The organism is Halegenticoccus tardaugens (assembly GCF_004116405.1).
Classification (GTDB): Archaea; Halobacteriota; Halobacteria; order Halobacteriales; family Haloferacaceae; genus Halegenticoccus; species Halegenticoccus tardaugens.
This window is the reverse complement of record NZ_SDIC01000010.1, coordinates 124,600-137,007: the sequence shown is the minus strand read 5'-3', so window position 1 is coordinate 137,007 and position 12,408 is coordinate 124,600. Positions and strand designations below refer to the sequence as shown.

Genomic DNA, 12,408 nt, shown 5'->3' with positions numbered 1-12,408 from the left:
ATCGTTGTTTGAATTCCGCCGCAAAGCACTCGCTGAGCAGGTCTGCGAGCGTCATTCCAAACTAACTCAACGACCTGCTCGTTCCTCAAACTGGCTTAACTAGACAATGCCCTGCTAACGATTTTGTATAGCAGTAAGGAGAGCCACAGAGATTAATAGTAGTCTGCCAAGCCTTTTCTCACGTTATTTATCAAAATTATAATGATTTAAATAACTACAATAATCTCCGGATTATATGGAGTTAGACAATAATCAGACTCCTGATCCGACTGCGTATAGCCGACGACGATTCCTGAAACAAACTGGCGGAGCGACAACACTCGCTGCAATCGGCACGTCAGGCACTGCCACTGCGGTGGACGACAATGGTCAGTTCGAAGACGATCCATTTTCATTAGGGGTTGCCTCTGGTGATCCACTGCCGACTTCTGTGATTCTCTGGACGCGGCTTGCGCCGAATCCCCTTCAACGCGGTGGGGGGATGCCTCAGAAGAAGATCCCTGTCCAGTGGAAAATCTCATCTACGGAGACCATGACATCTGTCGAGCATGTAGGTGTTGCCTTCGCGAACCCCGAACACGCACATTCCGTCCATGTGAATGTGACGGATCTCGAACCCGGCACAGAGTATTACTACCAATTTGAGACCGCTGGGCATCAGAGCCCCGTTGGGCGGACGAAGACTGCTCCGGCACCTGATGGCAACCCTAAGGAGTTCACGTTCGCGTTCGCTTCCTGTCAGGCGTGGGATGACGGGTTTTATACGGCCTACGACTACATGGCTACGGATGAGCTTGATCTAATCATCCATCTTGGAGACTACATCTACGAATATGGTATTGGGCCGAATGGTGGAGCTCGAAATGTCTCAGTTCCGCCGGTCTATCGCTCTGAGACGGAGACACTTGACCGCTACCGTCTCCAGTATGGTCTCTACAAATCTGATCGCAATCTGCAAGCCGCTCACGCAAGTGCACCGTGGCTTGTCACGAGAGACGACCACGAAGTCGATAACAATTGGGCCGGTGATGTACCGCAGGACCCAGACAAACAAACGCGCGAAGCATTCCTGAAGCGCCGAGCTATAGCGTTCAAAGCGTACTTTGAACACATGCCGTTCCGGATGGCTCAGATGCCGGACGGATCGAGCCAGAAACTATACCGGAACTACACGTTTGGCGATCTGGCCGAGTTCAACGTGCTCGACACGCGTCAGTATCGGACTGACCAAGCATGCGACGACGCGTTCAGTGTAGTAGGCTGCACTGAGCGATTCAGCGAGGACCGAACCATCCTCGGCGACGCTCAGGAGCAATGGTTAGTAAATAACCTCGAGACATCGAGCGCGATCTGGGACGTCATCGCGAATCAGGTGCCCATGGCATCCATGGATTTCGAAGAAGGACCTAAGGAAGGCTACCGTATGGATCAGTGGGACGGATACGTTGCAGACCGGAACACAGTCCTCGAAGCCTTCGAGCAACACGCCCGCAACCCTGTTGTCGTCACCGGGGACTTCCACGCAAACTTCGCCAGCAATATTAAGAGGAATTTTCAGGAGCCTGACTCGGCATCAGTCGGCGTTGAGTTCGTCGGAACGTCTATCAGCTCTGGCGGGGATGGCGTCACTATGGACGATTTTGGCAGGCAGGTATTATCCGAAAACGAGAACGTCAAGTACTATAGTAACCAGCGTGGTTACGTCCGCTGCACGCTCACCCCCAACCAGTGGCGGACCGATTATCGTGTTGTCGACTGCGTAACACGTAAGGATGCCCCGATTCGTACGGATGCAAGTTTCGTCATCAATGACGGAACTCCCCATCTCCAAAGTCGATGACATCCTCCCCGGCGTGAACGCCAGGGTTTCCTCGCGCTGGGGGTATCGCTTACCGACCCACGGAGGCAACTTGCGGGTTCGTATGCTCCTCGTTGGGACGGAGAGAGCGTGGTGACTCCGACCATTCGTGGTCGTGTTCGAACCGGCTTCGCCGTGTCGTGATCACGAAAGGCGCGTCGCGCCTTTCGAACGACGACGCGAAGTGTGCATCGGGTGGTGTGACCGAGTGTCGAATCGGGAGGAGTGGGTCACTCCGACCCGCCCAGCGAGGGAACCGCCTGCGGAGTCTGGAACCGCTACGCCCGTCCGTGCGACGGGTGCACGTTCTGTCGCAGAAACAGGAAGCCCCGACCGCACCGAAGGCGCGTCGCGCCGGAGGAGGTCGGGGTAGTTCACATGATTGCAGGGCAAGGAAGCCCACGACTGTAGTCGTGGGTAGCTTACCGCCTGAAATTCAAATAACCTTTGACGGAGAGAATCGGTACGGCGATCACCGACGAAAGCGGCTCGTTTACGCCAGACATACGCCGCTGAACGGCGATAAGTGCCGGCATTTTCGCGTGAAACAGACCACGTCGCCGGTAACGTTCAGTATGTTTGGTACAACGGTTCTGGGGGTTGAATACGGACGTCCCCGACAGCACGAATCGAGTGGTGAGCGCTCGGATGGGGTCAGCTCGGGTCGACGCCCCGGACCTCCGACCGGGCGGTCCCGCTCGTGATACAACAATGAAAAAGGCACTTCGCATCCTGATGGCCATCATGGTCGTCGGAACCGTCTTCACGGCCGGGTTCGCCGGCTCCGCAGCGGCGCTGGACTTCGAGTGGGAGGAGGAAGAGGAGATCGAGCAGGAGCAGGAGCTCGAACAGGACGCTGAGGCCGAGACGAACCAAGAGCAGGACGTCGACCAGGATAACGACAACATCCAGGCTGCTGGGAACGCCGCTCTGTACAACGACGGCGACCAGGACACTGACGCCGACCAGAGCAGCTACCAGGTGAACTACAACGACCAGGAAGGCGAGTCTGAGGCCGAGAACGAAGCCGAGCAGGACCAGGAAGCCGAGACGTAATCCCTCGGGCACTTCCGACGCGAACCCATTTTTTGTACCCACACCCGCCGCGAGCGCCGCGGGCGGACGGCTCGAAGCGGTAACTACTCCCACGACGACCGTGTACCGCCACGCGTGCCGCTGGCATGGTTCCAACACCAACATCGCTCATTCGGAGCAGTTGCTTCTGTCCAACCTCGGGAAGTAGCGGAACGACCTAGTGCGATTTTATCTGAATTGAGGCGCTAAGACCCCTTCCTCAGCGAGCGCCGAAGGCGCAAGCCGTTCGCTCCGTGAGGGCAGGGTAGTTCACTAGTCAGTAGTTCTCCACGGGCAGGTTCCGGATGTGGTCGAAGTCACGATCCCGCGTAACGACAGTACCACCGACTGACCGTGCAATAGCGGCAATCATCACGTCAGGGGTTTTCACAGGTGTTTCGTCCTCTTGTAACTCCCGCTGTATCTGTGCTGCTTCACGAGCGGCTGTCTCGTCGAACGGCATGACAGTTGCCCAGTCGAACATCTCAAAGACTTCGTCCATCGTCATCGATGAGACGGCCCAGAGGACACCACGATACGTTTCGTACAGTGAAATCGTACTTGCCGAGATCGGTGTGTCTTCGTGCGCATTGAGCCACGCTTGCGCCCCGTCGTCACCCTCAAGGTAATCGATGAGGTAGCTACTGTCCAAGCAGTTCATCCTGCTTCTCGTCGAAATCGCGGTCAAACTCTGCACGCTGTTCTTCGAACGCTTCCCGAAGTCCCATGCCTTCGAGTTTGCCGAAGCCTTTCCAGACGTCTTTTTCCCCACCGAACTCGCGGAGGACGACGTCGGTGAAACTTTCGTTAGGGCGTTTCCGTGCCTTGAGTGTTTCATAGGCCTCTTCTGTGAGACTGATGTTCTTTGTACCCATACACATACACAAACACATTTCCTCGGGGTTTCGGGCGTGCGTCGGCGGATTCGGAGGTACTTGGGTCTGTAGCGTCGGTACCCGACGTGAGGTATCCCGACGGGGTACCGTCGGGTCTCGGTCGGGAGGTCCGAATGTGTCCGATTGTCCCGGTATGGGCGCGGACGTGCCACGTCGGATAGGTATAGAACCGCGCGGAGAGCACCTAAGACTATGCCACACACTGAAAGGAGACGATGACGGCGATTCATCCCACGACTCAAGTCGTGGGCTTTCTCGCCTGAATTCCTGTAACGGCGGACAGGGTGGTGTTAATCACCTCCTGTAAACGGTTCACCGAGGTATCCTTTGAACGGCTCGGGGGACCCGATCGGCCGCCCGTCTGTCCATCGGTGTCGAGCCCTGGAACTTCTCCGCGATAACACCGCCATGTCCGCAGTAATTTCCCGTTACCGGGGAGAACAGCGGACACGGTGGTGTCGTTCGCGGAGGAACGAGCGGGAGCATCGAGGAGGCGATCGAACGCCATTCTATGGTCTGCGGCGTTCTATCGTTCTGTGAGATTCCGCGCACACGAAAAAGCGAGCAGATGGCTTGCGAGCCGACATCCGGGCACGTGTCGGCACGGCGTCCGACGCGCTACCGACGGACGCTATCGAAGCGTTGCGGCGCATCTCCCTTTGTTATGTGAACCGCAGGCGCAAAACCTCGCCCTTCAGGGCGGGGATACGCGCCGTAAGTTGTTCTTCGCACCCGGCGGCGAAAGCTGGGCTGGGATATTCCACGCCAATCGTAGTATTATGTTCTCGGACCTCATAACTGGTTATGAAGCCAGAATACGATGCGAACCCACCGAACATTCGAGGCGTCGATCACCAACCCGCGACAGGTGAGTGACGACCTCGATCAACTCGGACGGGCAGCATCGAAACTCTGGAACGTCGGTCGCTACTACGCACAAGAACAGTGGGACGATACGGGCGAGATCCCCGATGACGGGGAACTCAAATCCGAACTCAAAGGCCACGAACGCTACAGGGACCTCCATTCTCAGTCCAGTCAGCGCGTTCTCGAAGAACTCGCTGAAGCGTTCAACGGCTGGTTCGCAAAGCGTCGGAACGGCGATGGCCGTGCCCGACCGCCCGGCTACCGCAAACGCGGCGATTCGCACCCACGTTCTACCGTGTCGTTCAAAGCGGCTGGCTTCAAGCATGATGCACAGTTCAACCGCGTTCGCCTCTCGAAAGGCCGAAATCTGAAGGAACATCGCTCGGACTTCGTTCTGTGCGAGTACGAGCTACGTCCCGACGTGGATCTCTCCGAGTGGGACATTCAACAGGTTCGTGCCGTCCATAAGTACGACGAGTGGCGGCTTCACTTCGTCTGTCGGAAGGTAATCGATCCTGAACCGCCGGGCGACGAGACTGCCGGGATCGATCTCGGTATCTCGAACGTCGCCGCACTTTCGCTCGGCGGTGAATCGATCCTCTTTCCCGGCAACGCGCTGAAGAAGGATGAATACTACTTCGGACGGAAGAAAGCGAAGTGCGGCGATAGCCGATCCAACGAGCGGCTTCGGCTGGATCGGAAGCGCACGGAACGCCGAACCCACTTCTTGCACACTCTCTCGAAACACATCGTTTCGGAGTGCGTCGAGAGGGGCGTCGGAACGCTCGTCATAGGCGACCTCGGTGGTATCCGAGACGACGAGAACGGTGATCCTCGCAATTGGGGCAAACACGGCAACCTCGACCTTCACGGGTGGGCGTTCGACCGCTTCACGTCGATACTCGACTACAAGGCGGAAGCCGAGGGAATCGACGTAACGGTAGAGTCAGAACGCGACACCTCGAAAACGTGTTCCGCCTGTGGAACCACGGACGGCAACCAGCGCGTCGAACGCGGGTTGTACGTCTGTGAGGAGTGCGATACGGTTGCGAACGCGGACGTGAACGGTGCGGAGAATATCCGACGAAAAGTAACTCCGAGTCCCGCGAAGGATAGGAGTAACGGCTGGTTGGCACAGCCTTCAGTCCATCTGTTCGATCGTAGCGAGGGCCGTTTCGCCCCGCGAGAACAGGTCGTGGACTGTAAACCTTAATATCCCAACGCGGAGGGAATCTCGCCCCTTTAGGGGCGGGAGGATGTCAACCCCCATCTACCCGGTCGAATCTCTGTCGGTCTGTGAGTGGCTTCTATCCGGTCGAATCGATCCTCACCCCGTCGAGCGACCGCCGCCTCGTAATCTCTCGTGATAGAGTTGCGAGCGCATACCCCCGTCTTCTGGCGGGGGTCGAGCGACACTCGGCCTCGTTCTTTCACCGGAATTTCTTTGTTGTGGCCCCATAAAGCACGAACTGCGACGGATTCGGTGAGATGCCGTCCCCGAACCACACGGGGTGGCGAACCAGCGGTGGTTCGCACGGCGATGACATGGAATCCGATGGGGCCTCAGTGGCCGGGCCACAGCCCTCCGAGGGAGACAAACGAGAGTTCCTCCGGTGTCTCGCGAGAGCAACGCTCTCGCGGACTCGTCGGAAGACTGTGTCTTCCGAGATGTCGCCGGTTCCCTCCGAGTGCGGGTTGGAACCCAAGGGCGTCGACCGCCCGAATCCGATGGTCGGATTCCCGCGTCTTCAGGCGCGGCAGGAGGTCAATCGATCAGGAGACCGCTTCCATCTGCTCGCGGTAGTGGTTTCGGATCGTCACGTCCGTCACCTGCGCGACGTCCGCGACTTCCTTCTGCGTCAGGTGTGCGTCGGCAAGGACCGCCGCGGCGTAGATCGACGCGGCAGCGTACCCCGACGGTGATTTCCCCGAGTGGAGGCCGCGCGAGGTCGTGTGCGAGAGGATCTCGCGTGCCTGCGCCTGAACCTCGTGACTGACGTCGAGCTTGGAGCAGAACCGCGGGAGGTACTGACCGGGGTCGGTTGGTTCGAGCTGTAGGTCGAGTTCGTTCGCGATGTAGCGGTACGCGCGCCCGATCTCGCGCCGCTCGACACGCGACACGGACTCAACCTCTTCGAGGCTGCGCGGGATGTCGCTCATCCGGCACGCAGCGTACAGAGATCCGGTCGCGATCCCCTCGATCGAGCGACCGCGGATCAGATCCTTCGCGAGCGCCTTGCGGTAGATGACGGCCGCTGTCTCCCGAACGGAGTCAGGAATTCCGAGCGCGCTCGACATGCGGTCAATCTCCGTGAGCGCGCACTTGAGGTTTCGCTCGTTCGCGTTTCGGGTGCGGATGCGCTCCTGCCACGTTCGCATCCGCGAGAGGCGACGGCGCTTTTCGGAGTCGATGATCCGGCCGTTTGCATCGCGGTCGCCGTAGCCGATCGCCGTCGTCATCCCCATGTCGTGTATCCGCTGTGAAACGGGCGCGCCGACCCTCGATTTGTTGTCGCGCTCCTGCTCGCTGAACGAGCGCCATTCTGCCCCGCGGTCGATCGCGCTCTCGTCGACGACAAGCCCGCACGACTGACAGACGAGCTCTCCGCGCTCCGTGTCCGACACCAGCTTTCCTTCACAGTCTGGACACCCTTCCTGCTCTTTAGCCGGATTCGGCTGTTCAACGGTCCGCGTCATTGTTTTCGAAACCGTAAAGCGTCCTTGTAATAGCGTCAGTCGGTTTCAGGAGAAACGCGAGCTTACCGCAAAATAAGCCGACTCAACGCCAGTCGACGGTTCCGGATTGTGGCCATTGCCCGCGAACCGCGACCGTTTCCTTCGGCTGAAACTGTTCATCCGCAGTCGCCGGAGACGACTGCCGCCTTGGCCAGGAGCTGTTCACCACGTCCCTTGGGCTAGATGCCGTTTACCGACCCCCCCTCGGCCGACAGCGCTGTCGTTTCCGCGCGTCCACCCGTCTCGCGGTCCCGGATCGCCCGCGCGACGATTTCACACGCTTCGCCGAAGAGCACCCGCGATCGCTCGTCGTCCGTCGCCTCGGCCGTAACTCGGATCACCGGCTCGGTGCCGCTGGCGCGGATCAGGAACCAGCCGTCGTCGCGGTCGACACGAACGCCATCCGTTCTATCGACGGAGCGGTGCGTCGCGACCACCGACTCGCGGACTGCCTCCATGGTCGCCAATTCGTCGTCGACGGCGAACGTTCGCCGGCGGATCGGGTACGCCTCGATCTCTTCGATCAGCGCCGACAGCGGCCCTCGACGGTCGATCAACGCCGCGAGCTGCGCCGCAGCGAACAGTCCGTCGGGGCAGGGCGCGACCGCGGGCCAGATCCACGTCCCGCTCGGCTCGCCGGCGAACGTAGCGTCGCACTCGATCGCTCGCGCGGCGACGCTCACGTCGCCGACGGCGGTTCGAACGACCTCGCCGCCCGCCGCCGCCACGGCGTCGTCCACTGCTCGGCTGGCGTTTATCGGCGCGCACACGCGCCCCCCGGACTCGACGAACTCGCTCGCGAACAGCGCGAGCAGTACGTCGCCGGGAACGAACGTCCCATCGTCGGTGACAGCTATCATCCGGTCCGCGTCGCTGTCGTGGGCGATCCCGAAGTCGGCGTCGGTCGCCGCGACGGTCCGACATAACGTCGCACAGTGCTCTGCGGTCGGTTCGCTCGGTCGAGCCGGCGTCCGGCCGTCCGGTCGGGCGTTCAGCGTTTCGACGGTGCAGCCGAGCGACGAGAGCGCGCGGGCGGTTCCGCCGCCGCAACCGCTACCGACGTCAACGACCGCGGAGAGATCGTCGACGCGATCCACTGCCCCCACGATTCGGCGACGGTGCGTTTCGGTCGCGTTGTCCCACGTCCGTTCCGTCCCGTATTCGTCCCAGTCTGCGCGGGCGAACGCCCGTCTGTTGATCCGCCGTATCACCTCGTGTCGGTCCTTGCCGCGGAACGCCTGCCCGCCGTCGGTCCACAATTTCAACCCGTTGTCGCTCGGGGGGTTGTGTGAGCCGGTTATGGAAACGCCGGCGTCGGCGTCGAGCCACCCGACGCTCCGCGCAATCGTTGGCGTCGCCGCCACGCCGACCCGAACGACGTCGCCGCCGCACTCTCGGACGCCGGCGCTCAGCGCATCCGCGAACGTCGCCCCGCTCGGCCGAGGATCGCGACCGACGACGACCGTCTCGGCTCCTTGCGACGCCAGCGCCCGACCGACGTTCAGCACGAGGTCGGTCCGAATGACCTCGCCCACGGGACCGCGAATACCGCTCGTTCCAAACATTACCGTCGGGAAACGGCCGGCGTCGCCATTAGTACACGTCACCTACCATCCCGAACCGATCGTCGGCGCAAACGCCAACCGATCCGATTCGATACGCTCGTCCGATGGCGCAGCCTACGTTGCGGTCAATCGCATGTTCGACTGATGAATCCGGCCATTTGTCGTTCTCTCCCACGAAAACGCGTGCCTTACCCGATTGCCTCTCCCGTTAGTCGTTAGTTACGGAAGATGAGATGTGTTGAGGAGGAACCACGGAAAACGCCGTGAAGAGGGGATATTGACGGGTTTTGTGGACCGTATCGTTCTGTAATCGAACCGTGATATCCGTTCGAATACGGTTATCCTGGGAATAACTAGTCGCACAAAATGATTAAATCCCTAGTTTCAAATGATGAAATTCCTCGTGGATGTTTTTGCATGGCATGAAACGAAGGGTCGTGTTTATATCATAACCAGTGTGACTGTCAATTGGTGTGTCAAAGCCATGCAAGTAAGCAGCCGGTCGCGTAAGCGACAGCTACCATCGACCGTCACGCGTTCGCTCCGACCCGTTTCGAAACCGATCCCAGCGTGGGGAGGGAGCGACCTGTGAGCTACGCGGACGTTCTCATGCAGCGGAAGAGTGATCGCCGGGAAGTGCCGTCGGACGTGCTCTCGATGGACGTCATCTTCGAGTTGCTGAAGAACCGTCGCCGGCGAGACATCCTTCGGTACCTACTCAGCACGGAGCGAACTGTGACGCTCTCGGAACTCGCAGAGCAGATCGCGGCGTGGGAAAACGACATCGAAGTTCGCGAACTCGGTTCCGACCAGAGAAAGCGCGTCTACGTCGCGCTGTACCAGACGCATCTTCCCAAAATGGACGACGCAGGGATCATCGACTACGACCAAGATCGCGGGAACATCACGCTCTCAGAGAACGCGGACTTGCTGAACATGTACCTCGACACCGGGACCGAAAGTGACACCGAGTGGGAAAAGCGATACATTGGGCTCAGCCTGACGGGCGGGACGCTCGCGCTGTTCCTTCAGTTCGTCGGTCTCGGTGCCGTCCCGGAGGTGGGTCTGGCAGCAGTGTTCGCGAGCATCTTCCTGCTCGTCTCGCTCTTTCACGCGTACGACGCGCACCGGACGCGACAGGCGCGTCGGTCGAAGCTCTCACGCATCGAGTGACGATCGAGACGACGACCGACTCCGGCGAACGGATCCGTTCCGTCGGGTGTATTTCGTCGGACGACGCGTGAGATTTATATTCGACGAATGAATAAAATCAAATGCTCCCGGTGGCCGGCGTCGTGTACCACAGTTCGCGTGCCAGCACTGTGGGATGCGGCCAACGGGAGGCGTTCGTCGCAGATTGTCGTTCGATTCGTAGCATCATTTTCTCGACGTTAGGGCGAACTTGCAACCCGTCAACCTCCCTATAACAATGCCCGCTTCGGGATTATGGAAGTCCGTTCAGCGGTCTTCGAGCCATCGAACGATAAAATCATGATATCTGGACTGTTCGAGCCGGCGACACCCCGCGGTCGCACGGTCGACACGAACGTGGACGGAGGTGGAATCGGATGTGCGGAATAATCGCCCGAGTGGGACGCGACGACGGCGTCGACGAGCTCCTAAACTCGCTTTCGAACCTGGAGTACCGGGGGTACGATTCAGCGGGTGTCGCGGTCACCAACGGCGACCTGCGACCGACGGTCATAAAGAGCGAGGGGAGGATCGACGATTTGGCGGCCCGGATCGACGGTCAGCTCGCGGGGAGCGTCGGAATCGGTCACACGCGTTGGAGCACGCACGGGCCGCCGACGGACGCGAACGCCCACCCCCACACCGGCTGTGACGGGCGGGTCGCGGTCGTTCACAACGGCATCATCGAGAACCACGAGTCGCTCCGCGAGCGGCTCGTCGCGGCCGGCCATCGTTTCGAGAGCGAGACGGACACCGAGGTCGTCCCGCACCTCATCGAGGCGCACCTCGACCGCGGCTGCGACCCGGAGACCGCGTTCCGTCGGACGGTCGACGAACTCTCGGGGAGCTACGCGATCGCAGCCCTCGTCGGCGACGACGACACCGTGTACGCCACCCGATCCGGCTCGCCGCTCGTGCTCGGCGTCGGCGACGAGGGGTACTACCTCGCGAGCGACGTGCCCGCCTTTCTCGAATACACGGACCGCGTCGTCTACCTCGAAGACGGGCAGCTTCTCACCGTCACCCCATCGGGCTACCGCGTGACGTCGCCCGACGGTCGGACGCTCGACCCGCCGATCGAGACGGTGAGCTGGGACCCCGAGGAGGCGGGGAAGGGCGCGTACGACCACTTCATGCTGAAGGAGATCTACGAACAACCGAACGCGCTCCGGCAGGCGATCAAGGGACGCTTCGACCCGAAGACGGGCGACGTGACGCTCGACGCGTTCGACGAGGGAGCGTTCGCGGACGTGCGGGACATTCAATTCGTCGGCTGCGGCACGTCGTACCACGCGGCACAGTATGGCGTTCAGCTCTGTGCGAACCGGCGGCTCCCCGCCGGGGCGTACCTCGCGAGCGAGTACGCGACGGTGCAACCGCGCATCTCCGAAGATACCCTCGTCGTCGGCGTGACACAGAGCGGGGAGACGGCGGACACGCTGAACGCTCTCCGAGAGGCAAAGCACGCCGGCGCGCGGACGCTCGCGCTCACGAACGTCGTCGGCTCGACCGCCGCCCGAGAGTGCGACGACGCGATGTTGATCCGCGCCGGTCCCGAGATCGGTGTCGCCGCGACGAAGACGTTCTCCTCGCAGGTCGTCTGTCTCACGCTGCTCGTCGAACGGCTGGCGCGCGATCGAGGACGCAAGCCGTCCCCGCCGGCGCTCTTTTCCGCGCTCGACGCCCTGCCCGACGCGGTTCAGCAGCTCCTCGAGGAGACGACCACGCAGGAGATCGCACGACGCTTCCGCGACGCGAACTCGTACTTCTTCATCGGTCGCAACACGTGCTATACGGTCGCGCTGGAGGGGGCGCTGAAGTTCAAGGAGATCACCTACGAGCACGCCGAGGGCTTTGCTGCGGGCGAACTCAAGCACGGCCCGCTCGCGCTCGTCACACCGGACACGCCGATCATCGGCGTTCTCGACGGTCCCGACCGCGAAAAGACGCTGCACAGCCTGGCCGAAGCGCGGGCGCGGGGCGGGCCAGTAATCGCGATCACGAGCGATCCGGCGTCCGTCGAAGACGTCGCCGACCACGTCCTCGAAGTACCCGAGACCCACGAGGAGCTCGCGGGCGTCCTCGCAAACGTTCAGCTGCAACTCCTGTCGTATCACGCGGCCGCGATGCTCAGCCGGCCGATCGACAAACCGCGAAACCTCGCAAAAAGCGTTACCGTGGAGTGATCGCGCGAGCCTCCCTCCCCCGCGTTTCCGAGCGT

9 protein-coding genes are annotated in these 12,408 nt (G+C 60.8%); 5 read left to right on the top strand and 4 right to left on the bottom strand.

Annotation, left to right across the window (positions count from 1 at the left end; genetic code table 11):
- The first annotated feature begins 235 nt into the window (after window positions 1–235).
- Both C3L37_RS22010 and C3L37_RS22005 read left to right on the top strand, forming a co-directional pair.
- Window positions 236–1,840 (top strand): alkaline phosphatase D family protein, encoded by a 1,605-nt coding sequence (locus C3L37_RS22010; RefSeq protein ID WP_129116694.1) that lies wholly within the window; start codon window positions 236–238, stop codon window positions 1,838–1,840.
- A 729-nt stretch (window positions 1,841–2,569) separates the two neighbouring features.
- Entirely contained in the window at window positions 2,570–2,914 is a 345-nt protein-coding gene (locus C3L37_RS22005; RefSeq protein WP_129116693.1) for a toxin transporter, read from the top strand.
- Window positions 2,915–3,209: 295 nt separating this feature from the next.
- On the opposite strand, the gene C3L37_RS22000 is transcribed toward C3L37_RS22005, so the two are convergent.
- Window positions 3,210–3,584, bottom strand: a complete 375-nt coding sequence (locus C3L37_RS22000; protein WP_164974843.1) for a type II toxin-antitoxin system VapC family toxin — start codon at window positions 3,582–3,584, stop codon at window positions 3,210–3,212.
- Window positions 3,574–3,807: an antitoxin VapB family protein gene (locus tag C3L37_RS21995; RefSeq protein WP_129116691.1), complete on the bottom strand. Its 234-nt coding sequence runs from the start codon at window positions 3,805–3,807 to the stop codon at window positions 3,574–3,576. The genes C3L37_RS22000 and C3L37_RS21995 overlap by 11 nt, the downstream gene beginning before the upstream one ends.
- Window positions 3,808–4,648: 841 nt before the next feature.
- Between C3L37_RS21995 and C3L37_RS21990 the strand changes: the two genes are divergently transcribed.
- Window positions 4,649–5,908 carry an RNA-guided endonuclease InsQ/TnpB family protein gene (locus C3L37_RS21990; protein WP_129116690.1) on the top strand — a complete coding sequence of 420 codons (1,260 nt, stop codon included), beginning with the start codon at window positions 4,649–4,651 and terminating at the stop codon, window positions 5,906–5,908.
- Window positions 5,909–6,468: 560 nt separating this feature from the next.
- Here C3L37_RS21990 and C3L37_RS21985 read toward each other — a convergent pair.
- Window positions 6,469–7,392, bottom strand: a complete 924-nt coding sequence (locus C3L37_RS21985) for a transcription initiation factor IIB (protein WP_129116689.1) — start codon at window positions 7,390–7,392, stop codon at window positions 6,469–6,471.
- Window positions 7,393–7,610: 218 nt separating this feature from the next.
- Complete coding sequence (gene glmM / locus C3L37_RS21980; RefSeq protein ID WP_129116688.1) at window positions 7,611–8,996, bottom strand: phosphoglucosamine mutase; 1,386 nt, start codon at window positions 8,994–8,996, stop codon at window positions 7,611–7,613.
- 609 nt (window positions 8,997–9,605) lie between these two features.
- Between glmM and C3L37_RS25195 the strand changes: the two genes are divergently transcribed.
- Together C3L37_RS25195 and glmS are read left to right on the top strand one after the other, a co-directional pair.
- Window positions 9,606–10,169 carry a DUF7344 domain-containing protein gene (locus tag C3L37_RS25195; protein ID WP_394345825.1) on the top strand — a complete coding sequence of 188 codons (564 nt, stop codon included), beginning with the start codon at window positions 9,606–9,608 and terminating at the stop codon, window positions 10,167–10,169.
- A 395-nt stretch (window positions 10,170–10,564) separates the two neighbouring features.
- A complete protein-coding gene (glmS, locus tag C3L37_RS21970; RefSeq protein ID WP_129116687.1) occupies window positions 10,565–12,373 on the top strand; it encodes a glutamine--fructose-6-phosphate transaminase (isomerizing) in 1,809 nt (602 codons plus the stop codon).
- Window positions 12,374–12,408 lie beyond the last annotated feature (35 nt).

Excerpts from the sequence above, each read along its gene's own strand:
- C3L37_RS22010 (WP_129116694.1), top strand. The coding sequence starts at position 236 with ATGGAGTTAGACAATAATCAGACTCCTGATCCGACTGCGTATAGCCGA.
- C3L37_RS22005 (WP_129116693.1), top strand. The coding sequence starts at position 2,570 with ATGAAAAAGGCACTTCGCATCCTGATGGCCATCATGGTCGTCGGAACC.
- C3L37_RS21995 (WP_129116691.1), bottom strand. The coding sequence starts at position 3,807 with ATGGGTACAAAGAACATCAGTCTCACAGAAGAGGCCTATGAAACACTC.
- C3L37_RS21990 (WP_129116690.1), top strand. The coding sequence starts at position 4,649 with ATGCGAACCCACCGAACATTCGAGGCGTCGATCACCAACCCGCGACAG.
- C3L37_RS21985 (WP_129116689.1), bottom strand. The coding sequence starts at position 7,392 with ATGACGCGGACCGTTGAACAGCCGAATCCGGCTAAAGAGCAGGAAGGG.
- glmM (WP_129116688.1), bottom strand. The coding sequence starts at position 8,996 with ATGTTTGGAACGAGCGGTATTCGCGGTCCCGTGGGCGAGGTCATTCGG.
- C3L37_RS25195 (WP_394345825.1), top strand. The coding sequence starts at position 9,606 with ATGCAGCGGAAGAGTGATCGCCGGGAAGTGCCGTCGGACGTGCTCTCG.
- glmS (WP_129116687.1), top strand. The coding sequence starts at position 10,565 with ATGTGCGGAATAATCGCCCGAGTGGGACGCGACGACGGCGTCGACGAG.